Source organism: Rhodococcus sp. 05-2254-6 (assembly GCF_002258565.1).
GTDB lineage: Bacteria > Actinomycetota > Actinomycetes > Mycobacteriales > Mycobacteriaceae > Rhodococcoides.
This window is the reverse complement of the sequence record NZ_NOZF01000105.1, coordinates 33,090-58,415: the sequence shown is the minus strand read 5'-3', so window position 1 is coordinate 58,415 and position 25,326 is coordinate 33,090. Positions and strand designations below refer to the sequence as shown.

Genomic DNA, 25,326 nt, shown 5'->3' with positions numbered 1-25,326 from the left:
CTCGCCACGGTGACGCCGGGGTAGCAACCGATGAAGACGTGATCGTCGTCCACGCCTGCCGAGGTCGATATCGGGCCCTGTCCGAGGGGCACTGCCGTCAGGTGGGGGTACAGACGTCCGACGAGTGCGGTCGCAGCGTTCCAATCCGAGGTGGTGGCCTCTCGGAGTACAGAAATCGGATCCGGTGCGTCCACGTACCAGATGGTTGATGCTTTGGCCCCCACTACCGGCACCTCTCTCTCCGTTACTTCCTGGGAAGCCTACGGTGTGAGCGTCGGCGGTTCGTCACCGCGCGGCACATCGGTCACAGCAGAACTCAGTTGTGACCGCTGCTGCGAACGCCGAGCAGGACGTCCTCCCACGACGGCATGGCCGGCTTGCCGCGCTTGTCCTTGCCGCTGGTGTGACCGGCTGCAGGCTTGGGTGCGGGCCTGGGCTCCCTGGTCACGGTCTCGCGCGGCTGTTCGGGCTCGGGAGAGGGCGCATCGTCCACCTCGACCTCGATGGTCTCGGCGTCGATCTCGCTGTCGGCGGTGGTGCCGTAGTACTCGTCGAAGCTCTGCTGCGAGGTCTCGTCGTCGGAGTCCTCGGCGGACGTCAGTGCGCGCACCGGTGCCAGACCGCGCAGTTGGCGTCCGAAGTCCGGATCGATCAGCTCGTGAGCAGTGTCGTCGAGCGGGCTGATGGTGCCGCCGTGGCCGTCGGGAAGGAACTGCCAGTGCGCCTTGTTGGTGGTGCGGCCCGCCTGCCACTTGAGCTGCGCGACCCACTTGTTGTCCTCGTCGCGCCAGGCGTCCCACGCCGCGTCGTCGAGATTGTGGCCGCGAGCGCGGAAAGCGAGGGTGACGATCTCGAGCAGGGTCTGCACGGCCGGGCCGTCGTGGCGCAGCGGATGACCGGCCTGAGCCATCGACGCGGCCTGCGAGCGTTCGAGCAACACCGGGTGAGCGAACACCTCGACGCGACTGATGGCCATTCCGGAGTCGGCGGCAACCTGTTCGATGGTCGCTCCGCTGCGGATACGGGCCTGAATTTCCTTGGGCCGAAGCAAGCTGTCCATTTCGATCTCAATCTGTCCTAGTCGAGCGATGTCGCCGCGTGAGGCCGCGCGGAGCTTGTCGTCGGCTGGAAGCCGGAATCTGTCGCCGGTCTTGGGATCTGCGCACACGACGAACTTTCCGTCGGCCTCGAGACCCACCACACGTAAGTCTCGCACCTTGACCTCCTCATCGCGCCGGCTCGCGATACCGTCGAATTCGAGCCTAGTTCACCTGCCGTATTCGGCGGGTGTCCGACACGCATCGCTTCTGCCGACCATCGTTTCCCTATCAGAGGGTAGACAGCTGTGGGCTCGGTTGCACCCATTCGGTCGATGTTGCGTCAATTGTCCTGTGGGACAACGTCGATGCATCGACGCGGCGGTACAGTGCGCCCAGGCCGAAGCCGATGCTCAGGGCAATCGCGTGCCCGACGGAAGTGAAGGTCGGGTCCGATACCCCACTGATCGTGACGACGCCGATCCACAGTGCGGCCCAGCCCGCACACCACGGCATCGGCAGGTACCTGATCATCGACCCCGCTACCGCTGCTGCTGCGTAACTGACACCGACGTCGACGGCCATCGCCAGTGAGTCCGCGAGCCAGTCAATGTGAATGCCGATGAGCAGGCCGACGGCCACCAGTACCGTCGCACCGATGTGTCCCGCGCTGAAGGTGACGAGGAAGCGTCGCCAACCGGAGATCCATTCGGCGACGGCGAACAGCAGTGCAACCGCGGCCAACCACAACCAGTTCACCCGTCCTTCGGTGAGAAAGACGCTCGTGACGAGGGTGGCGAGGTGGCCGTCGCCCAGATTGTGCAGATTGGTGCTCGCCGCGTGCAGCACGTGCCAGCGATCGTGCGGGCCGATCCGGCCCAGTGCGACGGTGCCCGCCACCGCGAGAGCGATGTACAGCAGGGTCACGCGAATGCGCAGCGCGAATGTCAGGAGCCGGTACATACGAGCGCTCCCTCCGAGGTCGTTACGCTTGCTTACTTGATAGCAAGTGTAGGCCGCGAAGGGAGCGCCGTAGCTGTGAGCTTGCTGGGAATGGTAGTTCCGCAGGCTCCACTCCTGCCCTGCTGATCAGCTCAGAGTCGACACGACCCAGTCGATGCTCTTGGTCAGTGCGGTGATGTCGTCCGGCTCGATGGCCGGGAACATGCCGACGCGCAGCTGGTTGCGGCCGAGCTTGCGGTACGGCTCGGTGTCGACGACGCCGTTTGCGCGCAGGATCTTCGCAACCTGGGCTGCGTCGACGTTCTCGTCGAAGTCGATGGTGCCGACGACCTGGCTGCGGTGATCCGGGTTCGTCACGAACGGCGTCGCGAATTCGCTCTTCTCGGCCCAGTCGTACAGACGTGAGGACGAATCGGCGGTGCGCTTGGTGGCCCAATCGAGGCCACCCTGCGCGTTGAGCCACTCGATCTGGTCCGCGAACATCAGCAGTGTCGCCACGGCCGGGGTGTTGTACGTCTGGTTCTTGCTGCTGTTGTCGACGGCGATCGGCAGCGACAGGAAGTCCGGGACCCATCGATCCGTGGCAGCGATCTCGCTGACGCGCTCGAGTGCGGCCGGGCTCATCAGCGCCACCCACAGGCCACCGTCGGCGGCGAAGCACTTCTGCGGCGCGAAGTAGTAGACGTCCGAGTCGGCGACGTTCACCGGCAGACCGCCGGCACCGGAGGTGGCGTCGATCGCGATGAGGGCGTTCTCGGAGCCGGCCGGACGGCTGACCGGGATGGCCACGCCCGTCGAGGTCTCGTTGTGCGCCCAACCGATGAGGTCGACGGACGGGTCGGAGGTGGGCTCGGGCGCGCTGCCCGGCTCGGCCTTGACGACGATGGGATCACCGATGAACGGGTTGTTCTTGGCCACCGACGCGAACTTCGAGCTGAACTCGCCGTTGGTCAGGTGCAGCGACTTCTCGCGAATGAGGCCGAAGGCAGCAGCGTCCCAGAACGCGGTGGTGCCACCGTTGCCGAGGACGACCTCGTAGCCCTCGGGCAGCGAGAACAGATCCTTCAGGCCACTGCGCACGCGTCCGACGACGTCCTTGACGGGCTTCTGACGGTGGCTGGTGCCGAATACGGAAGCGCCGACGTCGACCAGGGACTGCAGCTGCTCGGGGCGAACCTTGGACGGGCCGCAACCGAAGCGTCCGTCGGCGGGCAGGAGATCGGCGGGAATGATCGGCAAATCGGCCATGGAGTAGCGCGTCCTAGCGTCGATGGAATATGGCATCCACAGGCTAGTCGGGTGTCATGACACCGTCGACTACCGGATCAGGTCCCAGCCGTCGACGGACTCGGGGCTGCGGGGTTCGGGGCCGGTGTAGAGGGCAGCCGGTCGGACGAGCTTGCCCAGGCGCTTCTGCTCGAGGATGTGCGCGCACCAGCCCGCGGTACGGCCACAGGTGAACATGGCGGGCATCATGTGTGCGGGTACCTCGGCGAAATCGAGGATCACCGCGGCCCAGAACTCGACGTTGGTTTCGATGGCGCGGTCGGGGCGGCGCTCACGCAGTTCGGTCAACGCTGCCTGCTCGAGCGCGGCGGCGACTTCGTAGCGGGGTGCGTTCAGTCTCTTGGCGGTGGCGCGCAGCACGCGGGCGCGGGGGTCCTCGGCGCGGTAGACGCGGTGCCCGAAGCCCATGAGCTTCTCTTTGCGGTCCAGGATGCCGGTGATGAGAGCGCGTGCGTCACCGGTTCTCTCGACCTCCTCGATCATCGGCAGGACGCGAGCGGGCGCGCCGCCGTGCAGGGGACCGGACATTGCACCGATGGCACCCGAGAGGCAGGCGGCGACGTCGGCTCCGGTGGAGGCGATGACACGTGCGGTGAACGTCGAGGCGTTCATCCCGTGCTCGGCGGCCGAGACCCAGTACGCGTCGATGGCAGCGACGTGGGCGGGATCCGGTTCGCCCTTCCACCGGACCATGAAGCGTTCGGTCACGGTGGCTGCCTGATCGATGCGGCTCTGCGGTACAGCAGGCTGGTAGATGCCGCGAGCGGACTGAGCGACGTAGGACAGAGCCATCACCGAGGCGCGGGCGAGGTTGTCGCGGGCGGTGGAGTCGTCGATGTCGAGCAGCGGCTGGTAGCCCCAGATGGGCGCGAGCATCGCCAGGCCGGCTTGGACGTCGACGCGGACGTCGCCGGTGTGGATCGGCAGGGGGAACGGTTCGGCCGGTGGAAGTCCTCGACCGAACTCGCCGTCGACGAGCAGTGCCCAGACATCACCGAAGGTCACGTTCTGCGCGACGAGTTCCTCGATGTCGACGCCGCGATACCGCAGTGCGCCACCGTCCTTGTCGGGCTCGGCGATGTCGGAGGTGAACGCGACGACACCTTCGAGGCCGGAGACGAAATCCTCGGGAACTCGTTGAACAGCCATGGCCTGTGGACTCCCTCGTCGCAACTGCACCCGGCTTAGCGCCGCATCCGGGCGTACTTCGTCAGAACCATAGCCGGGATCTACGCGGGAGTAGCGTCTGGGCTTGTGTCTGCAGAAGAACAGCGCCTGGCGAACATGCGGGTGGACTACGGAGAGCCCGAGGACCTCGACGTCGATGCTCTGGCGGACGGGTGGTGTGCGCTGGCGCAGCAGTGGTTGTCCGACGCGATAGCCGCGAATCTGCCCGAGCCCAACGCCATCGTGTTGGGGACGGTCGACGAGGCGGGTAGACCCGCCACCCGCACCGTGTTGTGCAAGGACTTCGACGCGGACGGTGTGGTGTTCTACACCAACTACGACTCCGACAAGGGCCGTGCACTCACCGTGACGCCGTATGCGTCGATCACGTTCCCGTGGATCGGAATTGCCCGCCAGCTCACCGTGCGCGGCCCGGTGGCGAGGGTCGACGCCGAGACGACCGAAACCTATTGGCGCACTCGGCCCCGCGGCTCCCAGCTGGGGGCATGGGCGTCCGAGCAGTCGCGGCCCATCGGCTCGCGGGAGGATCTGGCTGCGCGACTGGCCGAGGTCACCGCGACGTTCGACGGCATCGAGGTGCCGGTTCCGCCGAACTGGGGCGGTTTTCGCGTCGAACCTGAGACGGTCGAATTCTGGCAGGGCCGAACGAGCCGCATGCACAACCGAATTCGCCTGACGGTGGCAAGCGGTGTGATCGAGCGTCTGCAGCCGTGAGCGGATTGCGCGGCATTCTTGCCGATACGACTCCGCTGAAGACCCCCGCCTACAAGCGGCTGTGGTTGGCGAACATCGTCACCGTCATCGGGGCGCAGCTGTCCATCGTCGCTGTGCCACAACAGGTTTTCCAGATCACGCTGAGTTCGGCGTACGTGGGTCTCACTGGTGTCTTCGCGCTGGTGCCGCTGATCGTGTTCGGTCTGTGGGGCGGGGCGCTGGCCGATGTGATGGACCGCCGCACGCTGTTGATGATCACCACCTGCGGTCTGATCGGTACCTCCGCCCTGTTCTGGTTGCAGGCGTTCCTCGACCTGAACAACGTGTGGATCATCTTGGTGCTGTTGGCCGTTCAGCAGGCCTTCTTCGCGGTGAATCAACCGACGCGCAGCGCGATCCTCCCGCGAATCCTGCCCGCCGAGCAGCTGCCCGCCGCGAATTCACTGAACATGACGGTGATGAACTTCGGCGCTATCGCCGGACCGCTCAGCGCAGGCATCCTCATCTACTACATCGGGCTCGAGACCCTCTACCTGATCGACACCATCGCACTGTTCGCCACACTGTGGGCAGTGATCCGGCTGCCGGGAATTCCACCGGCGAAGTCGGGTCAGCGCGCCGGGTTGCGCTCGGTGTTCGACGGTTTCGCCTACCTCGCGACGCAGAAGGTGCTGCTGGCCTCGTTCGTCGTCGACATCATCGCGATGGTGTTCGGTATGCCCCGCGCGCTCTTTCCGCAGATCGCACACGAGAGCTTCGGCGACCCGGCGTCGGGCGGTCCGGTGCTGGGCATGCTGTTCGCAGCGATGTCCGCGGGCGCGGTGGTGGGTGGAGTGTTCTCCGGCTGGCTGCCACGAGTGCGCAGGCAGGGCCTGGCGGTGCTGATCTGCATCGTCGTGTGGGGCGTGGCGATGATCGGCTTCGGTCTGGCCGTCGGCGCGGCCACCGACGGGGCCACCACCGTCGCCCTGTGGTTCGCGTTGGCGTTCCTGGCCCTCGGCGGCGGAGCCGACATGATCTCGGCGGCCTTCCGCAGCACGATGCTGCAGCAGGTCGCCACCGACGAGATGCGTGGCCGGCTACAGGGTGTCTTCATCGTCGTGGTTGCCGGAGGTCCGCGCGTCGGCGACGTCCTGCACGGGGCCGCAGCGGCGTCGGTGGGGACGGCGGCCGCCGCGGCGGGCGGCGGCGTGCTGGTCGTCATCGGTGTCTCGATCGCCGCGTTGGCTCTTCCGGCATTCATCCGGTACCGAGTGGGTGCGGTGGTAAAGAATGGCACTCATGGCTGACGCACAGACCTACTCGTTGACGAGCGGTAAGTATCGGGCAGACATCGCTGCCGTCGGAGCGGGTCTGCGGGTGCTCGAATACGACGGCGCACCGCTCACCGAGACCTGGGAGGCGGGTTCGAAGCCGCCGCTGTCGGCGGGACTCGTGTTGGCCCCGTGGCCCAATCGAACGGCCGACGGCACGTTCACGTTCGAAGGCGTCGAGCATCGGATGGAGATCAGCGAGCCTTCGCGCAACAACGCCAGTCACGGTTTCGTCCGGCGGGTGGAATGGACCCTGAACGAGCACAGCGACTCTCGCGTCGAGCAGAGCGTGGACGTCGGGACACATCAGGGCTGGCCGTTCTCGGTGACGGTGACCGTGGCGCACGAGCTGTCGGCGGACGGTCTCACCGTCACCGCGTCGGCGAAGAACACCGGTGATTCACCGGCGCCGTACGGGATGGGTTTTCACACGTTCGTCAGGGTGGGAGACGTGCCGCTCGACGAGTGCACGCTCGAGCTCTCGGCCGGCACGCGGCTGCCGCTCGACTCGGTGCGCAATCTGCCCGTGGGCAATTCGGTGCCGACTGCCGATACCGAGTACGACTTCCGGCAGCCGCGGACGCTGCAGGGCGTGCAGCTCGACACCCCGTACAGCGCGTCGCTCCCCGAGGCCGACGGCCGAGCGAGCCATGTTCTTCGGGGCCCCGACGGCACCGCGACGGTGCTGTGGACCGACAGCAGCTTCGGTTGGGTGCAGGTCTTCACCGCCGATCCCGCCAACGATCAGGCCTATCCCGATCGAGGGCGGGCGCTGGCGATCGAGCCGATGACCTGCCCACCCGATGCGTTGAATTCCGAGATCGATCTGATCGTGCTGGATCCGGGGCAATCCTGGTCGGGCACCTGGGGAATGAGGTACGAGAAGTGACCATTCTGGTGTGCGGCGAGGCGTTGGTCGACCTGGTTCCGGTGCACGAGGGCCCGCTGCTCTCGCCCAAACTCGGCGGTGGACCGTTCAATGTCGCCGTCGCGATCGGTCGACTGGGTTCACCCGTTGCGTATCTCTCGCGGATCTCCCGCGACCCGTTCGGTGAGCAGATCCTGGCGAGCCTGCGCGACGCGGGAGTGGACACCACGTGGGTGCAGCGCGGCGACGAACCGACGACGTTGGCGATGACCACGCTCGCCGAGGACGGCAGTGCCGAGTACTCGTTCTACGCCGACGGCACAGCCGACCGCCTCGTCGCCGATCCCGGCGATCTGCCCGACGAGATCAGCGTGCTCTCGTTCGGCACACTGTCGCTGCTGTACGAGCCCGGCGCGTCGATGTACGCGGGCCTGCTGCACCGGGCCAGGGCGGCGGGCAAGCTCACGATGCTCGACCCGAACATCCGGCCCGCTGCCATCGACAGCACCAGCGGAGACATCACCGCCGACGGGTTTCGCGACCGCTTTCGTTCGTGGCTGCCCAGCATCGACATTCTCAAGGTGTCCGAGGACGACTCGTTCTGGTTGGGCCTCGGTACGCAGGGGACCACCGTCGACGACTGGCTCGCGGCAGGGGTCACCGCGGTGGTCATGACCCGCGGTGGCGACGGCATCTCGGTCTTCACCGCATCCGAGGAAATCACGGTCCCTGGTGTCGCGGTCGACGTCGTGGACACGATCGGCGCTGGTGACACCGTGCACGGAGCTCTGCTGAGCTTTCTGCAGAAGGAGAGCATTATCACATCGAACGCGGTGAAAGAGATGAGCAAGCAAGATTGGCGGGAAGCGCTCGATTTCGCCGCGAAAGCGGCGGCAATCACGGTTTCTCGACCCGGTGCCGACCCTCCGTGGGCGTCCGAGGCGTCGAGAGACTAGTTTCACTATCGACGTTAGAACTGTCCGCTTCAAGTACGTGTCCGTTACACGAGTTCGAGAGGGACCATTCGTGCCCGCTGAGAATGATGCCAAAGCCACCCTCACCTATCCCGGTGGCGAATACTCCATGTCGATTGCCGAGGCCTCCGAAGGCAACAACGGCATCGAGCTGGGAAAGTTGCTGGCCACCACCGGCTACACGACGTTGGACGGCGGGTTCGTCAACACCGCGTCGACCAAGTCGGCCATCACCTACATCGACGGTGACGCAGGCATCCTGCGCTACCGCGGATACCCGATCGAACAGCTTGCGGGCAAGTCTTCGTTCATCGAGGTCAGCTACCTGCTGATCTACGGGGAGCTGCCGTCCGAGGCTCAGCTCGAGAAGTTCACCGACAAGATCCGTCGGCACACTCTGCTGCACGAGGACCTCAAGCGGTTCTTCGACGGGTTCCCGCGCAACGCTCACCCGATGCCGGTGCTGTCGAGTGCCGTCAACGCGCTGTCGGCGTACTACCAGGACTCGCTCGACCCCAACGACCCGGAGCAGGTCGAGCTGTCGACCATCCGTCTGCTGGCCAAGTTGCCGACCATCGCGGCGTACGCCTACAAGAAGTCCGTCGGTCAGCCGTTCCTGTACCCGGACAACTCGAAGAGCCTGGTCGAGAACTTCCTGCGTCTGACGTTCGGCTTCCCGGCCGAGCCGTACGAGGTGGATCCCGAGATCGTCAAGGCACTCGACATGCTGCTCATCCTGCATGCCGACCACGAGCAGAACTGCTCCACCTCGACGGTGCGTCTCGTCGGATCCTCGCAGGCCAACCTGTTCACCTCGATCTCCGGCGGCATCAACGCGCTCTGGGGCCCGCTGCACGGCGGAGCCAACCAGGCCGTGCTCGAGATGCTGGACAAGATCAAGGCCGAGGGCGGCGACGCCACCGACTTCCTGCGTCGAGTAAAGAACAAGGAAGACGGCGTCAAGCTCATGGGGTTCGGGCACCGCGTGTACAAGAACTTCGATCCGCGCGCGACGCTGGTCAAGGAAACTGCGCACACGATCCTCGGCAAGCTCGGCAACGGCGACGAACTGCTCGAGATCGCTCTCAAGCTCGAGGAGACCGCCCTGACCGACGACTACTTCGTCGAGCGCAAGCTCTACCCCAACGTCGACTTCTACACCGGCCTGATCTACCGCGCGATGGGCTTCCCGCCGCGCATGTTCACGGTGTTGTTCGCGATGGGCCGTCTCCCGGGCTGGATCGCGCACTGGCGCGAGCAGAACGAGGACACGACCGGCAAGATCGGCCGTCCGCGCCAGATCTACACCGGCTACACCGAGCGCGACTACCAGGACGTCAGCTCCCGCTAGATCTCGCTGCACGACAACGCCGCCGACTCCCTTGGGGAGCCGGCGGCGTTGTTGTGTCTGCGCCGAGTTCGCAGTTACGTAGGTGAAATGACCGTTTTCGTCTGCAAAACTGCGAACTCGACGTCATGGACTCCACAACTTCGAGTTCGCAGCATCGTGGCTGCTAGGTCATCGTGACCTCGCGCAGCACCTGTCCTGCACCGTCGGTGAGGCGCAACGTATCGGTATCCGTCGGGCCGACCACGAGCCCGCCGCCGACGGGTAGGTCGATGGTGCTGACGAATGCAGACCGCGATCCCCGAGCATCCTCGGTGGCGGCGGTGTAATCACTCGTGGTGGGGGTGTCGGTCGTGAGCGTCATCGATCGCTCGGTAGGGCTGATCTCGGCGACGATCGACGCGCCCGCAGGCAGGCGAAGGGAGGTCGATCGAACCACCCAACCGTCGGACAGGATGGAGATGTCGATCGAGGCATCGCGCTCGTTGTCCGCGACGTCGGAGAGCGTCAGCCGCATCGGTGTGTCGATCGAGGCCTCCAGCAACGCTGTGTTGTCGTTGTTGATGAACGCGGACCGTCGCACCCGGTCACTGTCGGACACCGACAAGCTCCATTCGACATCGGTCAGATCGACCGGATCGTTGGTGTTGTCGGTGACCAGCACCAGGTAGTCCTGGTCCTGCGCACCGACCTCCGTGCAGGAGGGGCACTGATGAACGCCGGTCATCTCGGCCAGCGGAAACAACTTCAGCTGATTGTCCGGGGTACCGGAGAACAGGTAGCTGTCGTCGGCGGGGTCTGCCGAGGTGGTGTAGTACCACGTATCGGCGGCCGTATCGGTGACGATCATCTTCTCGACGCCGGGATAGTTGTTGTCGTAGATGACAATTCCGCGTGTGCTGTCGCCCAGATCGCGTATCGCGATCGGTGTCACGGCGTGGCCGGACGTTCCGTCCTCGGTGTAGAACGCGAGTAGATGGTCCTGCCCTTCGGCCCACGCGGTCGTGAGTCGATCGATCACCTCGTCCACAGGTGCGGACATCTCGGAGTCGGCCGTCGGTTCGACCTCCTGGGTGTTGAAGTAGCGCGCGATCACGGCATCGGTCGCGGGGGAGGGACGTGCATCGAACAGTGTTGCTCCCGGGGCGACGAAGGACGAGGTGTCGATCGAGTTGCGGTAGGCCAACCCTGCGACCGCGGCCATTCCGAAGCAGTGACCACCGTTCATTCCGTTCTCGAACACCTCCGAGGTCACCCGTCCCATCGGCGAGAGAACGCATCGGTCGCTCTCGGTTCCCGGAGTGCACACCGCATCCCCGAACAGTGATTGCATCGAGGCCGGTGTTAGCCCTAGGCCATGCTCCGCTGTCGGCGGTCCCCAGTTGGGGAAGGAGAAGCCGTCCCGCCGGACGTCGAAGCCGGACGAGGCCACGAGTGTGCCCGAGCCTGGGTCCATCTCGGTGAACCCTTCCTGAGGTGATGAACACGCCGTCAGCACGAATGCGACTGCAAAAGCCATTGTGGCCCAGCGGCGGCGGGGCGCAGTGGCGGAGCGGAGAACCATGATCGGATCCTCTTCTTCGGTTGTCAATGCTCGAGTACGACCTTGAGAACTGTGACGATCAAACCGACGACGATGGCAACCAGGCCTCCGAGGATTGCCCCACGCCATCTTCTCTTGCTCGCATGCCAGCCGCTGGCGGCTCCGAGGACGAGCAGGAACAGGAATGCGAGATCGGAAATGGTGTCGAGTGCGCCGTAGGCCGACCACAGACCGCTCACACGTCCGAGCCCGATGATGATGAGCGGCACCACCGTCAGCAGCAGGAAATGCGCTGAGTGCCAGAGCAGATGACGTCTGTCGGCACCGTCGGGCATGCGGTGGTGGCTGTTCACGTACCCCAACCACGACGAGAACAGGTGCGCGACGGCAGTCGCGACCATCGGCCCGAGGACCATTCCTGTCGCGTCACCGAAATCGACGTCCGTATCGTCCGCCCCGACGACCATGACGGTCATGATGATCACGGTGCCGTAGATCAACGGCTCTGCGTCCAACGCCGCCCACGTCGGTCGGCCTCGCCTCCAGGAATTGTGACCGGTATCGGGAAGCGTGCTTCCGGTCAAGACTTCTCGCCGCAGGCGGCGTACTTCGGCGTGGATCCATCGTGGCGCGCCGGAAGTGGTGGTCGATTCATCGTCGAAAGTCCTTGTTCGAGAGAAAGAGTGGGTATGTCATCGCGGATGGGGGCTCGTGTCTCGTTCAGACGACCTCGTGTTCGGCCGGTGCCATGGGGTCGATGTGGCGTGCGGCGCGTAGGCCCGCCTCGATCGCACCCTCGACCCAGCCCGACTTGAACGTGGTGAAGTCGCCGGCCCAGTGCAGCCGGTCCACAGGCTTTTTCATCTCGTCCAGCATCCAGCCGCCGTCCAGAGGCGTATCGCCGAAGGCGGCCTTGATCCAGGGTTGATCGGGCCAGGAGAATTCGCCGATTTCCACGACGTCCTCGATCATTCCGGACATGTCGGCGTTGAAGGTGTTCACGAGATCTCGTGCCCGGGTTTCTTTCGGCTGCGCGAGATAGGCAGTTGCGTTGGCACCGGAAAGGTAGAAGAACGCGTTCCCGCGCCCGCCCGGCTCGTTGCCGGTGATGTCGATGAGTCGTTCCCACGGCCGGTCGGAAGCTGCCACGGGCCAACCTCGCACACCGGAATCGAGCCACGTCGGTTTCGAGGTCTGCAGATACACCTTGACTATGTCGCTCCACACCATGCCGTCGACCACCTGACGGGCTCGATCGGGCAACGCCGGTCGGATGTCGACATCCTTCAGGACCGTGAAGGGGATCGTCGAAATGACCTCGTCCCCGGTCCATTCGCGACCGTCCGCTGTGGTCACCATGACGTCCGAACCGCTCTGGTCGATCACCACCACCCGAGAGCCCATGTGGATGCGGTCTTGGGGGAGCCTTTCGGCGAGGGCGCGCGGTATCCGCTCGTTTCCACCCTGCACGCGGTACAAGTTGCGGTCGCCGAAATGGTAGGCGAAGTCGGGAAGCAAACCGAGAACGCTGACTTCCAGTGTGAAACCGCCGGCCTGGGCTGCGACGAGTTTGGCGAAATCGTCCGATGCACCAGCGTCGGCGAGCAATTCACGAACGGTGAATCCGTCGAACTTGTCGGCGGCGGCCGCATCGGGCCACTCCGGGTCGATGACGGTGGTGAAATCTGCGCCGAGGGGCACGAAGTAGCTGGTGAGCATGGAACTCAGTTCGACGGTACGTTCGGACTCGAGTAGATCCCAGGGTCGACGATCGAGCTGAGTGTTGTTGCCGCGCAAGCCATCTATCAGATATTCGGGAGCGCCGTCGTTCATCGCGACGATGGGGAGCTTCAGGGTGCTCTCGTAGCCGGTGACCAACGGCATGTTCAGTCGGAAATGCCCTCCACCGCCCTCGGTGAACTGGCCGTTCTCGTATTCGACGGAGATGAGGCGACCACCGATTCGGTCCTGAGCCTCGAGAACCGTCACCTCGTGACCGCGCCGGTGCAAGGCCAGTGCGGCCGTCAGACCCGACATGCCTGCACCCAGAACGAGTACGCGACGGGGTGCAGGCGATTCATTCGTACCGGCGACGGTGCTCTCGGCCTCGTTGCTCGAGCACGCCGTCGTGGAAGTCAACCCTCCCAGCATCGCTGCGCTCAAGCCGAGTCGTAAGGCATCCCGTCGGTTGACCTGCACCATCGTCGTCTCCTTCTGAAACGATGGAAGTGCCCCGTCACTTCTCCGATTCGACAAGCGACATCACACCACGTTTTCACGGCGGAGGTGACTCGAAACCGCGTTCCCGCGCCAGGTCTCACGAAAGGCCGAACCTGCACCGAGCAGGATCGGTCACACGAAGGTGACGCGATTTTTCAATACCGGCAGGTTTGCACGCACGGCGTCGACGAGTTCGGTGTGGATGTCGATCGTCAGCATGCCGGGCGTCGCGTCGAGTTGCCCGAGGATCTCGCCGGTGGGGGAGCAGACGATGCTGTGTCCCACGCCCAACGGTGCATTGCCCTCGGCGGCAGCGGGTTCGGCTTGGTCGCAGGCCGCGATGAACGTGGTCGAGTCCAGGGCACGTGCCCGCGCGAGCAGGGTCCACTGCTCCACTTTGCCGTCGCCCGATCCCCACGACGCCGGGACGACGACGACTTCCGCGCCGAGATCACCGAGTTTCTGGAACAGTGCCGGGAATCGAATGTCATAACAGGTGGCGAAGCCGACCCGAACGCCGGCGATGTCCACCACGAGAGGCTCCGAACCCGGTGCGACGGTGTCGGATTCGGCGAATCCGAACGCATCGAACAGGTGGATCTTGTCGTAGCTCGCGTCGATACCGGGTCCGGTGACGAGCAATGTGTTCGTGACCCTGTCGTCCGCGGCTGGGGTGAACATTCCGGCGACGACGGTGATGCCAGCGTCGGACGCTATGGCGCGCACCGCGTTCGCCCATTCACCGTCCAGGGGTTGCGCGAACTTTCGGATGGGTCCGCCGAAGCATCGCATCGTCGCCTCCGGAAACACGACGAGATCCGATCCCGCATGCGCTGCGGCGCGGGTGTGGGTGGCGATGAGTTCGAGGTTCTCGGCGGGCTGTTGGCCGCTGGTGATCTGGGCGAGGCTGATGCGGATGGACGAGCTCACGGTGTGACTCCTGGTTTCGTCGGAGGAAGACAGGTATACATATCGTATGCAGCCGCTGTCGGGGAGGGAGAAGGCGTACCAGTACGTGCGCGATCAGGTGTTGTCCTCACCGGCCGCCACCGGCACTTTTCTGAACGAGCAGGAACTCGCGACGCAGATCGGAGTATCCCGTACCCCGGTTCGTGAAGCGTTGCTGATGTTGCAGTCCGAGGGGCTGGTCGAGATGGTGCCCAAGCGGGGCGCGCACGTGCCGGCGATGTCCGGACGCCAGATCGCCGAACTGATGGATCTGCGCGGAGTTCTCGAGCGGCACGCGGCCACCCGTGCGCTGCGAGCCGGTGACGCGCCGATCACGCAGATGCGGCACGCGTTGACGCAGCAGGAACTGCTGATGAACTCCGACGACGCAGATGCACCCAAGCAGTTCATCGACTGGGACGGCACATTCCATCAGAGTTTGATCGATTCGGCGGGAAGCGATCTGCTCTCGCGCACGTACGCCGGACTGCGGGCTCGCCAACTTCGGGTCGGGTTGAGCGCGTTGTTCACCGCGGCGAACCGTCAGCACCGGGTGTGCGCCGAGCACCAGGCCATCATCGACGCACTCGGTGCGGGCGACGAGGACCTGGTGCACGCGAAGATCGACGCTCACCTCGAAGTCACACTTCAGACTCTGCTGCGCGCGTAGCCTTTTCGCGCTCCTGGCCCAGCAGCACGTAGTGCTCGTCCTCGGTGGGGTCGGGGTTGCGACCGAGTGCGAGACCGACGAGTGTCACGGCACCGACGATCACGATGTATCCCGCGATCGGCACCCAGCTGTCCGTTCTGTCCAGCAGGTAGACGAAGATGAGCGGTGCCATTGCGCCACCGAACACGCCGGCGATCGTGTACGCCAACGAGCTGCCGGTGGACCGCAGTCGGACGCTGAACTGTTCGGTGACGAACGCAGCCTGCGGTCCGTACATGAACGAGTGGAACGCCAGTCCCACAACGACACCCAGGATCAGCAGCGGCAGGGATCCGCCGCCGATGACGAGGAAGAAGATCGCGCTCCAGGCAACGCCGCCCACCGCTGCGATTCCGTAGACGAGGCGCCGATTGATGCGGTCGGACACCGCTCCGGCGAGCGGGATCAGACCGAGCTGACACGCCGATCCGACCAGAATGGCGGTCAGCACCTCGCTGCGTTCGAAGCCCAACTTCTGCGTGCCGTAGGTGATGGAGAAGACGGTGAACAGCGCGTAGATGACGTCCGGTGCGACGCGGGACATGATGCCCGCCACCAGTGGCCGCAGTTCGGTCTTGAACACCTCGCTGATCGGGGCTTCCGATCGATCGCCGCTTTCCTGCAGCGCCTTGAACACCGGGGTGTCCTCGAGCTTCAAGCGGATCCACAGACCGAATCCGACGAGTACGGCCGAGAAGAGGAACGCCACTCGCCATCCCCAGGACTCGAACTGCTGGTCGGTCAGTGACAGAGTCAGTATCGCGAGTGCGCCGTTGGCGAGCAGGTTGCCTGCCGGTGGTCCGATCTGCGCGGCGGACGACCAGAAGCCGCGCTTGCGTGGATCGCCGTATTCGCTGGAAAGCAGAACCGCGCCGCCCCACTCTCCGCCGACGGCAACACCCTGGCAGAACCTCATGGTGACGAGGATGATCGGGGCTGCGATGCCGATCGTGTCGTATCCGGGGATCAGGCCGATGGCGAACGTGGTGACGCCGATCAGCATCAGCGTGATGACGAGTAGTTGCTTGCGGCCGATGACATCGCCGAGGCGCCCGAAGACGAATCCACCGACCGGTCGGGCGACGTACCCGACGGCGTAGGTGGAAAAGGCCAGCAGTGTCCCGGTCAGCGGATCGCTGTCCGGGAAGAAGACCAGAGGGAACACCAGCGCCGCGGCGGCCGAGTAGACGGCGAAGTCGTACCACTCCAATGCCGTTCCGGTCAGGCTGGCCGCGAAGGCCTTGGCCAGGCCCTTTCTATCCACCGAAACAGGTTCGGTCATGACGACTCCTTCGTGTGCCTGGGATCACTCTATCCGTTGTACGTGCTCCATACTTGCTGTATACAAGACGTATGCGCAAGGCTTTCGGCGTATCGGAAACAGAAAATTTACGAGGAGAGGGTCCTTACTGATGCTCACGTTCACGCTGCCCGACGGCTCGACCGAATCGCTCGAGGTGACCGCCCTGCTCAATGCGGGATATGCCGGACGCAACCAGGACGAGGTGGCGTCGCACATCGCGGAGCTGGCCGAACTGGGTGTCCCGGCTCCGACTGTGACCCCGGCGCTGTACCCCATCTCGCCGTATCTGGCGCAGCAGACCGATTCCGTCGCCGTCCAACACGGTCGCACCTCGGGCGAGGCGGAGTGGGCTCTGGTGATCCTCGGCGACACGATCGACGACGTGCTGCTCACGGTGGCGTGCGATCACACCGACCGTGACCTGGAGGTTCACAGCGTCGCGTGGAGCAAGAACGCCGCTCCCGACGTGCTGGGCACCGGCGCGTGGCGGTTGTCCGAGGTGGCCGATCGACTCGACGAGATCACGTTGACCGCCTGGGCCGACGGCACACTCATCCAGACCGGAACGCTCGGTGATCTTCTCGCGCCGCAGTACTGGCTCGATGTGCTGACCGAGCGTGGCTTGTTCTCGCGTGGAACGGTTTTGATCTCGGGCACCATCTCGATGCACCACGGGGTGAATCAGTTCTCCGACGCCTGGAAGGTCGAGATGACCGACCCCGCCACCGGCAATACTCTGACCTGCGAATACAAGACGATATTGATGCCAGCTCCGATCGGCTGAGCGTCACGACGTATGGTCGAAGCGGTATATGCCCAGAGATAGACAGCCGGCGTCGGCGGGCCGGCATCAACCGCAGGAGACTTCAGTGACGAAGCCAGTGATCGAATTTCAGGCCGGACCGGCGCCCTTGGACCTGGTGACGGTCGACCTCGTCGAGGGTGACGGCGCAGAGGCAGTGGCCGGTGGCACCGTCGAGGTGCACTACGTCGGCGTCGAGTTCGATTCGGGAGAAGAGTTCGACTCCTCCTGGAACCGCGGCGAGTCCATCCAGTTCCCGCTGCGCGGACTGATCCAGGGCTGGCAGGACGGCATTCCCGGAATGAAGGTCGGCGGACGTCGTCAGCTCACCATTCCGCCGGAGCTCGCCTACGGTCCCGCCGGTGCAGGACACCGTCTTTCCGGCAAGACCCTCGTGTTCGTCATCGATCTGCTCGACGTCAAATAACTGCAGGGCCGCCAACGGCATTGCGTACCCGCTCGGCTTCGCGGGTTGCCGCGGGATTGGCAGTACCCTCTCGGGAACCCGCGAGCTTGGCGTGAATGTGCCCGGCTACCGTCACCGGCTCGTACCGGGCCACGTCACCGGGCTCGATGCACGACGGCAGTGGCGCGATCACCGCGTCGAGGTTGCCGTCGTGGAAGAACGCGGCAGATCGCCTGCGCTGGATCGTCCCGTCGGTGATCGGCGGACGGACCCGATGCAGCGTCGACATCCAGCGATCGTTGGTCAGTCGGGCCGTCAGATCTCCCAGGTTCACCAACATGGCTCCGTCGGCGGGTTGCACGCCGTGCCACCGTCGGTCGGTTCCGAGAACCTGCAGGCCGGGCACTCGATCGGCCCACAGCACCGTCACCAATCCGTAGTCGGTGTGTTCGCTCATCCCGGTGAGCTCGGCATCCGGCACATGCATGCCGGGTTCGAGCGCGTAGTTGTTCATCCGCAGGGTATCGAGCGATCGACCGGTGATGTCGGAGAACGTATTCGGTGACACGCCGAGTGCGTCGGCGAACACTGTGGTCAGCGTCCGGGCCACGCGTGCTGCCTCGGCGAAATACTCGTCGACGGCGCGCTGGAACTTCGAGGAGTCGGGCCAGGTGTTCGGTTCTCCGGTGCCGACGTTGAAGGCCTCGAAGTAATCGTTCATGCCCGACGCCGATTCGACTCCCAGGCTCAGGCTCAGCGATTCGCTCTTCGGAGCGGTGTATCCCCGATTCACTTCGGGTGGGCAGATGTAGGTTCGCTTCGTCGCCAGGTCGAGCCCGAAGAACGAATCCATCGCCGACGCGAGTCCGGCCACGGTGTCCTCGGGAATGCCGTGCCCGAGAATCTGCATGAAACCGACTGTGCTGCAGGCATAGTCGACGTCCGCCGCGACGCTGCGTCGGGCAGTCCCGTCGCCTGTCGGGGTGGCATCACCCAGAACGTACGGCGAGATGTCGATGGTGGGGACGAAGAAATCCGACAACGTGTGCATGGGTACATGATCCACGGCTCGGATGGGCCCGCAGGTTTCTCCCGCGTAAAGACTGCCGAACTTCAGCTGTCCTGCAGCTCCAGCACCAATCGGGCACCGCCGAGCGGGCTGTCGGTGAAGTAGACACGCCCACCGTGTAATTCGGCCTGCTGCGCCACCAATGCCAGGCCGAGCCCGGAGCCGCCCTTGGCGGCTCGGGTGCCGCGCTCGAACCGGCCGAACACCGTCTCGCGTTCGTCGAGGGGAACGCCGGATCCGTTGTCGTCGATCAGGACACGTACCGTCTTGCCCTCGCGCTCGGCGGTGATGACGATCGACGTCGCGTTGCCGTGTCGAACGGCGTTGCCGATCACGTTGTCGACGGCCAGCCGAAGACCGGTCGGCAGTGCGCGCATCGTGATCTCGGAGTCGGCGGCGTACTCCACGCGTATGTCGAGTCCCGGATGCAGTCGTTGCGCATCCTGGGCTGCGACGTCGCAGACGTCGATGATGTCGGTCTCGACTCTGTCGCCCTCACTGGACAATTCGCCCGACGCGAGTCGTTCCAGGGCGGTCAGGGTTGTCTCCACTCGACCCTGCGTCCGCTCGAGATCTCCCAGAATCTCCTGCTGCTGCGCCGGCTCGAGGTCGAGAGTTCTGAGCACCTCGATGTCGGTGCGCATCGCAGTCAGTGGGGTTCGCAGCTCGTGTGCGGAGACGGCCGCGAAGTCGCGTGCGGTGTCGAGCGCGGCATTGGTGCGGTCCTGTGCCTCGTTCAGTCTGGTCAGCATGCCGCCGATCGCAACGGCGAGCGCATCGGCTTCGGTGACACCGGTGCGGGTTTCGGGCGCGGTCGGTGGCTGCGCGCTGACCTGCCGGGTCAACGTCACCAACGGTTTGACGGCTCTGCCACCGAAGAGCCAGCCCAGGCCGGTGGACACTGCGATCGCAGCGAGTCCGAGCAGAATCACTTGCCGCTGCTGTTCGTCGGTGACCTGTTGCGCTTCGATGGCAGGCACGCCGATGGAAATCGAGATGGACGACACCGCGGTCGAAACGGCGGTGTAAACCCGGAAGCGTTGCCCGTCGACGTCGACGGTCTGCGACCCGGTCTCGAGCGCGGGCAGCCGTGTCGGAGTGGACGCGACGACGATGTCGCCACTGCGAATGGTGACGGCGAACGCGCCGGAGAGCTGATCGAGGAACGCCTCCAGCGTCGTCGAGGTCGGGATCAGCACCTGAGACGCCGTCGTCAGCCGCTCGTCGAGCTGGTTGACGTTGTTGCGCGAAATAGCGACCGAGGTGACCACCGAGAGTGCGGCGACGACGAGGGTGGCACCGAGGGTCGTGGCGGCGGCCACGCGGGCGCGCAGAGAGAAGCTCATGCGGCGTCCCGGACGACGAAGCCGACTCCGCGAACCGTGTGGAGGATGCGCGGCGAACCGTCGGCCTCGAGTTTGCGTCGCAGATATCCGACGAACACGTCCACGACGTTGGTGTCGGCGACGAAGTCGTAGCCCCACACCAGCTCGAGCAGTCGTTCACGCGTGAGGACGACGCCCTTGTTGCGGGCCAGAATCGCGAGCAACTCGAACTCGCGTTTGGTCAGATCGATGTCGGCTCCGCCGCGGTGGACGCGATAGCCGGGGATGTCCACCACCAGGGTTCCGATGGCGACGGCCGAGTTCGGCGCGCCCGAATCTGCAACCGGCACAACCGGACCGGTGCCGCGACGACGCAGCATGGCGCGAATCCGTGCGACCAGCTCGGCCAGCACGAACGGTTTGGTGAGGTAGTCGTCGGCACCGGATTCGAGCCCGGCGATGCGATCGTCCACCGAGCTGCGGGCACTGAGCACGCAGATCGGGATGTCGTTTCCCATGGCGCGCAACGCGGTCACCACGCTCGCGCCGTCGAGTACCGGCATGTTGATGTCGAGCACGATGGCGTCGGGCATCGATCGCGACACCACGCCGAGCGCCTCCGCGCCGTCGGATGCGGTGATGACGGTGAACCCGGACAGGCGCAGTCCGCGTTGCAGCGACGACAGCACGTCGACATCGTCGTCGACGACGAGGACGGTGGCGGGGGCACTCGACGATTCGGTCACCGTTCCAATGCTATGCAACCCAGCTGTCGACGGTGCTTCGGCGTTCTGCAGGCGTCTTGGCGAAGAACTCCTCGAGAGCACTGCGGCGGCCGGTGTCGGCATCGAGTGACCAGGCGAGTGCAGGTGCCTTGGCGTAGAGCTGCTCGTAGTACTTCTCGAAGGTGCAGGTGCTGTCCACCAGGGAAAGAGCGCCGGGGAAGGGGCGTGTGTTCGTCATGATGTTCTCCTTTTCTCTTCTGTGTTTCCCAAGGTAGAGCCCCATGTTGCGGCCATGGTGAGCCATCGTTGGCGGTTCTCTGAGAGTTCGGCCGAGAGCGGGCTGTGATTGCCGACCGCGTCGGTGGGTAAGACTGGAACCATGTCGCTCGTATGGTTTCGCCGTGATCTCCGTCTGGGGGATCTGCCCACACTCACCGCCGCTGCCGAGTCCGGAGATCCGGTGCTCGGGCTGTTCGTACTGGACGACCGTCTACTGAAGCCCTCGGGCGGGCCGCGCAAGGATTTTCTGTTCCGTTCGCTCGAAGCACTGAACGAGCAACTCGACGGCCGGTTGATGGTGGTGCACGGCGACCCCGAGACCGTGGTCCCCAAGGTCGCGAAGGCGATCGGCACCGAGGACGTACACATCAGCGCCGATTACGGCCCGTACGGACGCGACCGAGACAAGCGCGTCGGCGAGAAGGTGACCCTGGTCGAGACCGGGTCCCCGTACGCAATCGCACCCGGGCGGATCGCCAAGACTGACGGCGAACCGTACAAGGTGTTCACGCCGTACTCCCGGCAATGGCTGGAGCACGGGTGGCGCGGACCGGCCGACACGTCCGCGAAGACCGTGGAATGGATCGACCCGGACGAGGTGAAAGGCGTTCGGCGGGCGAAGATTCCCACCGAGAAAGAGGCGTCCGACGCGGCAGCCGGTGAGAAGGCTGCGTCGAAGCAGTGGAAGGAATTCCTCGAGGAGGTCTCGGCGTACGACGACGAGCGCAATCGTCCCGACCTCGACTCGACGAGCCGGATGTCGGTGCATCTGAAGTACGGAACCATTCATCCACGAACGATGCTGGCCGACCTCGGCAAGCTGCGCAGCGAAGGGGCAGCGTCGTATCGCAGGCAGATTTGTTGGCGAGACTTCTACGCCGACATCCTGTTCCAGCGCCCCGACAGCGCCCGAGAGAACTACGTCAAGAAGTTCGACAAGATCGAGATCGACTCGGGCAAGCACGCCGACGAGTTGTTCGAGGCCTGGTGCAAGGGCGAGACCGGCTTCCCGATCGTCGATGCCGGTATGCGGCAGTTGAACTCGGAGAAGTGGATGCACAACCGAGTCCGCATGATCGTCGCATCGTTCCTCGTCAAGGATCTGCACCTGCCGTGGTGGCGAGGTGCGCGCTACTTCATGCAGCATCTCGTGGACGGCGATCTGGCCAACAACCAGCACGGCTGGCAGTGGACCGCCGGAACGGGCACCGACGCCTCGCCGTACTTCCGCGTGTTCAACCCCATCACCCAGGGCGAGAAATTCGACCCCACCGGCGATTACGTGCGGCGCTGGGTGCCGGAGCTACGTGGCGAAGAAGGAAAAGCCGTGCACACGTTGAAGTTCGGGCGACCCAAGGACTACGTGGAGCCGATCGTCGACCACAAACACGAGCGAGAAGTTGCGATCGCGCGCTTCAAGGAGCTGTGAGAACTCAACGCTCGAGCGGAGCCTGCGGAGTGACCCCTATCTTCTGCGGGACAACCCGACTCCCACCAGACAGATCATGCCCCCGACCACGGCGAGGTAATGCGGAACCTCGCCCAGTAGCAACCAGGCCAGTGTGATGGTGATCGGCGGAACGGCATATGTGGTGATGCCGAGCTTGCCCGCGTTCATTCGCGTCAACGCGTAGGCCCAGGTGCTGAACGCCAGGGCCGTCGGTACCAGGCCGAGGTAGATCAATCCGCTGGTGGCTCCCGCCGATGCAGTGGAAAGGTCGCCGAGCAGAGCAGGCGCGAAGGGCAGTGTGCACACTGCGCCGATGGTGCAGGCCATCCACGTCACCTGAAGTCCGGGGATGGTGCGCAGCACCGGCTTCTGGCTGAGCACTCCGACGGCGTAGGTCACCGCGGAGACCAGACACAGTGCGATGCCCAGGAAGTCGGCGTCTGTCTTGGTCGTGGACGTGGTGGTGACGGCTGTGACGACACCGACCATCACTGCTCCGGCGAACGCGATGCCCGCTCCGATCACCAACCACTTCGGAAAGCCCTCGCCCAGCAGCAGACCCGCGAACAGGGCGACCAGAATCGGACCGATCTGAATGATCATCGACGTCGTGCCGGCGTCGACGCGTTGCTCGGCGGCATTGAGGGCGACGTTGTAGATACCGAACCAGAACACGCCGATGCTGATGATCTGCAGCCACTGTGTGCGGTTCGGCTTGACCCACTGCCTTCTGACCAGAACGATCGCACCGAGCGCGACGGATCCGATGAGCAACCGGCCCAATGCGAGCGGACCGGCTCCGAAGGATTCGCCGACGCCGCGAATCGCCACGAAGGCCGAGGCCCACGAGATCACCGTGACGGTGACGGCTCCGAGCGCAAGCCAATCCACCGCGGGACGGGTGTCGAGATCTGTCATGTCGACGACGCTATCGCGCGGGAGACTCCTGTGGCGCGCGGGTTTCGGCCATGGTTGCTCGTATTACCGCCGCCTATCTGCCGAGCAGCTTCTCCAGTGCGTCGAGGACTGCCGGATCCTCGATGGTCGACGGCACGCCGTATTCCTCACCGGCGACGATCTGCCGCATGGTTTTCCGCAGGATCTTGCCCGAGCGGGTCTTGGGCAGCGCGCCGACGATCGTCACATCGCGGAACGTCGCGAGGGCACCGATCTGATCGCGGACCATGGCCACCAGTTCGGTGCGCAGCTGTTCCTCGGTGATCTGCTCGCCGGCCTTGAGTACCACGTACCCGCTGGGGCGTTGGCCTTTGAGGTCGTCGTGGATGCCGATCACCGCGCATTCGGCGACGGCGGGGTGACCGGCGAGCACGGCTTCCATCGACCCGGTCGACAGACGGTGGCCGGCGACGTTGATGACGTCGTCGCTACGGCCGAGGACGTAGACGTAGCCGTCGGTGTCGATGTAGCCCGAATCGCCGGTGAGGTAGTACCCGGGGAACGTGTCCAGATACGAACGCTGGAAACGTGATTCGTCGTTCCACAGCCCCACCAACGCACCCGGTGGCAGCGGCAGCTTCACGACGATGTTGCCCTCGGTGCCTGCGTCCACCGGATTGCCCGAGGCGTCGAGGATACCGACCTGGAACCCCGGCACCGGCACCGTCGGCGATCCCGACTTGATCGGAAGTGGTTCCAGACCACGAAGATTGGCGCAGATGGCCCACCCGGTTTCGGTCTGCCACCAGTGGTCGACCACGGGCCGGTCCAGGGTTCGCGAAATCCATTCGTACGTATCGGGATCGAGACGCTCACCTGCGACGAACAGGGTCTCGAGCGACGAGACGTCGTACTTCTCGAGCTCGGTCGCATGGGGATCGACCTTGCGGATGGCGCGCAGTGCAGTCGGCGCAGTGAACAGGGCCCGGACGCCATGATCCTGGATCACCCGCCAGAACGCGCCGGCATCGGGAGTCCCGACGGGTTTGCCCTCATACAGAACCGTTGTGGCCCCGGCGAACAGCGGTGCATAGACGATGTACGAGTGCCCGACGACCCAGCCGACGTCGGACGCGGTCCACATCACCTGACCGGCACCCACGTCGTAGATGTTGCGCATCGACCACGTCAGCGCGACGGCATGACCGCCGTTGTCGCGCACCACACCCTTGGGCTTACCGGTCGTACCCGAGGTGTAGAGGATGTACAGCGGATCGGTTGCCAGCACCGAAACCGGTTGTGCCGCGGTGGCGTCGGCGATGAGGGAGTCCCAGTCCAGCCAGTCGTGACTGCCGGGGATTCCCTCGCGGGTCTTGACGATCACCGTCGGTACCTTCGCAGTCGTCAGCGTCAGGGCGCGCTGCACCAGCGGCAGATATTCGATGACGCGACCCGGCTCGAACCCGCCGCTGGCGGTGATCAGCAGGACCGGCTCGGCGTCGTCGATTCGCGCTGCCAGCTCCTTGGCTGCGAAGCCGCCGAACACCACCGAATGCACCGCGCCGAGTCGAGCGCACGCGAGCATCGCGACGACGGCCTCGGGGATCATCGGGAGGTAGATCACGACGCGGTCTCCCGGTCCGACGCCCTGCTCACGCAGCACACCGGCGAATCGAGCGACGTGGTCGAGAAGTTCGGCGTAGGTGTAGCTGCGGGTGAGTCCGAGCATCGCCGAGTCGTAGATCAACGCGGTCCGGTCGCCGTGTCCGGCGTCGACGTGCCGGTCCAAGGCGTTGTAGCACGTGTTTAGTCGGGCCCCGGGAAACCAGTGAGTGCCGTCGAACGCGCTGGTGGGAGGGGTGTCCCAGTCGACTCCCGCCGCGGCGTCGAGCCAGAATTGCTCACGGTTGTCGATACTGTCGTCGAAGGCCTGCCGATACTCGCCACTCATGTTGTGG

Annotated in this window: 25 protein-coding genes; 9 read left to right on the top strand and 16 right to left on the bottom strand. The window is 64.8% G+C overall.

The features are described from left to right. The 5 genes from CH256_RS12685 to CH256_RS12665 all read right to left on the bottom strand — a co-directional run. A partial coding sequence (locus CH256_RS12685) for a DUF6928 family protein (protein WP_441344180.1) occupies positions 1-233 on the bottom strand: 233 nt, incomplete at its 3' end. Between the two features lie 83 nt (positions 234-316). Next, positions 317-1,216 carry a septation protein SepH gene (sepH, locus tag CH256_RS12680; RefSeq protein WP_094639388.1) on the bottom strand — a complete coding sequence of 300 codons (900 nt, stop codon included), beginning with the start codon at positions 1,214-1,216 and terminating at the stop codon, positions 317-319. A 112-nt stretch (positions 1,217-1,328) separates the two neighbouring features. After that, positions 1,329-2,000, bottom strand: a complete 672-nt coding sequence (locus CH256_RS12675; RefSeq protein ID WP_068047811.1) for a rhomboid-like protein — start codon at positions 1,998-2,000, stop codon at positions 1,329-1,331. A 126-nt stretch (positions 2,001-2,126) separates the two neighbouring features. Next, complete coding sequence (gene serC, locus CH256_RS12670) at positions 2,127-3,248, bottom strand: phosphoserine transaminase (RefSeq protein ID WP_068047808.1); 1,122 nt, start codon at positions 3,246-3,248, stop codon at positions 2,127-2,129. Between the two features lie 69 nt (positions 3,249-3,317). After that, positions 3,318-4,436 (bottom strand): citrate synthase 2, encoded by a 1,119-nt coding sequence (locus tag CH256_RS12665; RefSeq protein ID WP_094639391.1) that lies wholly within the window; start codon positions 4,434-4,436, stop codon positions 3,318-3,320. Between the two features lie 135 nt (positions 4,437-4,571). Between CH256_RS12665 and pdxH the strand changes: the two genes are divergently transcribed. The 5 genes from pdxH (at position 4,572) to CH256_RS12640 (ending at position 9,695) form a co-directional block, all read left to right on the top strand. Continuing rightward, positions 4,572-5,189 (top strand): pyridoxamine 5'-phosphate oxidase, encoded by a 618-nt coding sequence (pdxH, locus tag CH256_RS12660; RefSeq protein ID WP_068047802.1) that lies wholly within the window; start codon positions 4,572-4,574, stop codon positions 5,187-5,189. Then, positions 5,186-6,478 carry an MFS transporter gene (locus tag CH256_RS12655; RefSeq protein ID WP_082898834.1) on the top strand — a complete coding sequence of 431 codons (1,293 nt, stop codon included), beginning with the start codon at positions 5,186-5,188 and terminating at the stop codon, positions 6,476-6,478. The genes pdxH and CH256_RS12655 overlap by 4 nt, the downstream gene beginning before the upstream one ends. Next, on the top strand, positions 6,462-7,391 hold the full coding sequence (locus tag CH256_RS12650) for an aldose 1-epimerase family protein (protein ID WP_068047799.1): 930 nt from the start codon (positions 6,462-6,464) through the stop codon (positions 7,389-7,391). Before CH256_RS12655 ends, CH256_RS12650 begins: the two co-directional genes overlap by 17 nt. Then, positions 7,388-8,326: a carbohydrate kinase family protein gene (locus tag CH256_RS12645; RefSeq protein WP_094669771.1), complete on the top strand. Its 939-nt coding sequence runs from the start codon at positions 7,388-7,390 to the stop codon at positions 8,324-8,326. Before CH256_RS12650 ends, CH256_RS12645 begins: the two co-directional genes overlap by 4 nt. 70 nt (positions 8,327-8,396) lie before the next feature. Further along, positions 8,397-9,695 (top strand): citrate synthase, encoded by a 1,299-nt coding sequence (locus CH256_RS12640; protein ID WP_094669770.1) that lies wholly within the window; start codon positions 8,397-8,399, stop codon positions 9,693-9,695. Positions 9,696-9,858: 163 nt separating this feature from the next. Here CH256_RS12640 and CH256_RS12635 read toward each other — a convergent pair whose 3' ends face one another. From CH256_RS12635 to CH256_RS12620, 4 genes are all read right to left on the bottom strand, one after another. Beyond that, positions 9,859-11,256 (bottom strand): hypothetical protein, encoded by a 1,398-nt coding sequence (locus CH256_RS12635; protein WP_143536570.1) that lies wholly within the window; start codon positions 11,254-11,256, stop codon positions 9,859-9,861. Positions 11,257-11,279: 23 nt separating this feature from the next. Beyond that, positions 11,280-11,819, bottom strand: coding sequence for a hypothetical protein (locus CH256_RS12630; RefSeq protein WP_068047790.1), 540 nt, complete (start codon positions 11,817-11,819; stop codon positions 11,280-11,282). A gap of 136 nt (positions 11,820-11,955) precedes the next feature. Continuing rightward, positions 11,956-13,437: a flavin monoamine oxidase family protein gene (locus tag CH256_RS12625; RefSeq protein ID WP_218829136.1), complete on the bottom strand. Its 1,482-nt coding sequence runs from the start codon at positions 13,435-13,437 to the stop codon at positions 11,956-11,958. A 150-nt stretch (positions 13,438-13,587) separates the two neighbouring features. Beyond that, on the bottom strand, positions 13,588-14,373 hold the full coding sequence (locus CH256_RS12620; protein ID WP_197477947.1) for a carbon-nitrogen hydrolase family protein: 786 nt from the start codon (positions 14,371-14,373) through the stop codon (positions 13,588-13,590). A 58-nt stretch (positions 14,374-14,431) separates the two neighbouring features. Here CH256_RS12620 and CH256_RS12615 point away from each other — a divergent pair, with 58 nt between their 5' ends. Beyond that, on the top strand, positions 14,432-15,073 hold the full coding sequence (locus tag CH256_RS12615) for a GntR family transcriptional regulator (protein ID WP_068047784.1): 642 nt from the start codon (positions 14,432-14,434) through the stop codon (positions 15,071-15,073). Here CH256_RS12615 and CH256_RS12610 read toward each other — a convergent pair. Continuing rightward, complete coding sequence (locus CH256_RS12610; protein ID WP_068047780.1) at positions 15,045-16,394, bottom strand: MFS transporter; 1,350 nt, start codon at positions 16,392-16,394, stop codon at positions 15,045-15,047. The genes CH256_RS12615 and CH256_RS12610 overlap by 29 nt on opposite strands. 130 nt (positions 16,395-16,524) lie before the next feature. Between CH256_RS12610 and CH256_RS12605 the strand changes: the two genes are divergently transcribed. Together CH256_RS12605 and CH256_RS12600 are read left to right on the top strand one after the other, a co-directional pair. Then, on the top strand, positions 16,525-17,199 hold the full coding sequence (locus CH256_RS12605; RefSeq protein WP_094669767.1) for a DUF2848 domain-containing protein: 675 nt from the start codon (positions 16,525-16,527) through the stop codon (positions 17,197-17,199). A gap of 85 nt (positions 17,200-17,284) precedes the next feature. Beyond that, complete coding sequence (locus CH256_RS12600; RefSeq protein WP_032377394.1) at positions 17,285-17,644, top strand: FKBP-type peptidyl-prolyl cis-trans isomerase; 360 nt, start codon at positions 17,285-17,287, stop codon at positions 17,642-17,644. Here CH256_RS12600 and CH256_RS12595 read toward each other — a convergent pair. The 4 genes from CH256_RS12595 to CH256_RS12580 form a co-directional block, all read right to left on the bottom strand. Then, a complete protein-coding gene (locus tag CH256_RS12595) occupies positions 17,637-18,674 on the bottom strand; it encodes an isopenicillin N synthase family dioxygenase (RefSeq protein WP_094669766.1) in 1,038 nt (345 codons plus the stop codon). The genes CH256_RS12600 and CH256_RS12595 overlap by 8 nt on opposite strands. Positions 18,675-18,736: 62 nt before the next feature. Further along, positions 18,737-20,038: a sensor histidine kinase gene (locus CH256_RS12590; protein ID WP_179272084.1), complete on the bottom strand. Its 1,302-nt coding sequence runs from the start codon at positions 20,036-20,038 to the stop codon at positions 18,737-18,739. Then, entirely contained in the window at positions 20,035-20,763 is a 729-nt protein-coding gene (locus tag CH256_RS12585; RefSeq protein WP_068047741.1) for a response regulator transcription factor, read from the bottom strand. Before CH256_RS12585 ends, CH256_RS12590 begins: the two co-directional genes overlap by 4 nt. Positions 20,764-20,773: 10 nt before the next feature. Beyond that, the gene (locus CH256_RS12580) at positions 20,774-20,980 is read right to left on the bottom strand and encodes a hypothetical protein (RefSeq protein ID WP_068047758.1); all 207 of its coding nucleotides are present in this window, start codon (positions 20,978-20,980) and stop codon (positions 20,774-20,776) included. 141 nt (positions 20,981-21,121) lie between these two features. On the opposite strand from CH256_RS12580, the gene CH256_RS12575 reads away from it, so the two are divergent. Then, positions 21,122-22,450, top strand: coding sequence for a cryptochrome/photolyase family protein (locus tag CH256_RS12575; RefSeq protein WP_094669765.1), 1,329 nt, complete (start codon positions 21,122-21,124; stop codon positions 22,448-22,450). A 36-nt stretch (positions 22,451-22,486) separates the two neighbouring features. Here the strand turns inward: CH256_RS12575 and CH256_RS12570 are convergent, their stop codons facing one another. Beyond that, positions 22,487-23,389, bottom strand: coding sequence for a DMT family transporter (locus tag CH256_RS12570; RefSeq protein ID WP_068047735.1), 903 nt, complete (start codon positions 23,387-23,389; stop codon positions 22,487-22,489). A gap of 73 nt (positions 23,390-23,462) precedes the next feature. After that, positions 23,463-25,319, bottom strand: coding sequence for a propionyl-CoA synthetase (locus tag CH256_RS12565; protein ID WP_094669775.1), 1,857 nt, complete (start codon positions 25,317-25,319; stop codon positions 23,463-23,465). Positions 25,320-25,326: the final 7 nt, after the last annotated feature.

What these genes read in the sequence shown, in the direction of transcription:
- CH256_RS12675 (WP_068047811.1), bottom strand. Translation starts at nt 2,000, where the DNA reads ATGTACCGGCTCCTGACATTCGCGCTGCGCATTCGCGTGACCCTGCTG.
- serC (WP_068047808.1), bottom strand. Translation starts at nt 3,248, where the DNA reads ATGGCCGATTTGCCGATCATTCCCGCCGATCTCCTGCCCGCCGACGGA.
- CH256_RS12665 (WP_094639391.1), bottom strand. Translation starts at nt 4,436, where the DNA reads ATGGCTGTTCAACGAGTTCCCGAGGATTTCGTCTCCGGCCTCGAAGGT.
- pdxH (WP_068047802.1), top strand. Translation starts at nt 4,572, where the DNA reads ATGCGGGTGGACTACGGAGAGCCCGAGGACCTCGACGTCGATGCTCTG.
- CH256_RS12650 (WP_068047799.1), top strand. Translation starts at nt 6,462, where the DNA reads ATGGCACTCATGGCTGACGCACAGACCTACTCGTTGACGAGCGGTAAG.
- CH256_RS12635 (WP_143536570.1), bottom strand. Translation starts at nt 11,256, where the DNA reads ATGGTTCTCCGCTCCGCCACTGCGCCCCGCCGCCGCTGGGCCACAATG.
- CH256_RS12625 (WP_218829136.1), bottom strand. Translation starts at nt 13,437, where the DNA reads ATGGTGCAGGTCAACCGACGGGATGCCTTACGACTCGGCTTGAGCGCA.
- CH256_RS12615 (WP_068047784.1), top strand. Translation starts at nt 14,432, where the DNA reads ATGCAGCCGCTGTCGGGGAGGGAGAAGGCGTACCAGTACGTGCGCGAT.
- CH256_RS12610 (WP_068047780.1), bottom strand. Translation starts at nt 16,394, where the DNA reads ATGACCGAACCTGTTTCGGTGGATAGAAAGGGCCTGGCCAAGGCCTTC.
- CH256_RS12605 (WP_094669767.1), top strand. Translation starts at nt 16,525, where the DNA reads ATGCTCACGTTCACGCTGCCCGACGGCTCGACCGAATCGCTCGAGGTG.
- CH256_RS12595 (WP_094669766.1), bottom strand. Translation starts at nt 18,674, where the DNA reads ATGCACACGTTGTCGGATTTCTTCGTCCCCACCATCGACATCTCGCCG.
- CH256_RS12590 (WP_179272084.1), bottom strand. Translation starts at nt 20,038, where the DNA reads ATGAGCTTCTCTCTGCGCGCCCGCGTGGCCGCCGCCACGACCCTCGGT.
- CH256_RS12580 (WP_068047758.1), bottom strand. Translation starts at nt 20,980, where the DNA reads ATGACGAACACACGCCCCTTCCCCGGCGCTCTTTCCCTGGTGGACAGC.
- CH256_RS12575 (WP_094669765.1), top strand. Translation starts at nt 21,122, where the DNA reads ATGTCGCTCGTATGGTTTCGCCGTGATCTCCGTCTGGGGGATCTGCCC.
- CH256_RS12570 (WP_068047735.1), bottom strand. Translation starts at nt 23,389, where the DNA reads ATGACAGATCTCGACACCCGTCCCGCGGTGGATTGGCTTGCGCTCGGA.
- CH256_RS12565 (WP_094669775.1), bottom strand. Translation starts at nt 25,319, where the DNA reads ATGAGTGGCGAGTATCGGCAGGCCTTCGACGACAGTATCGACAACCGT.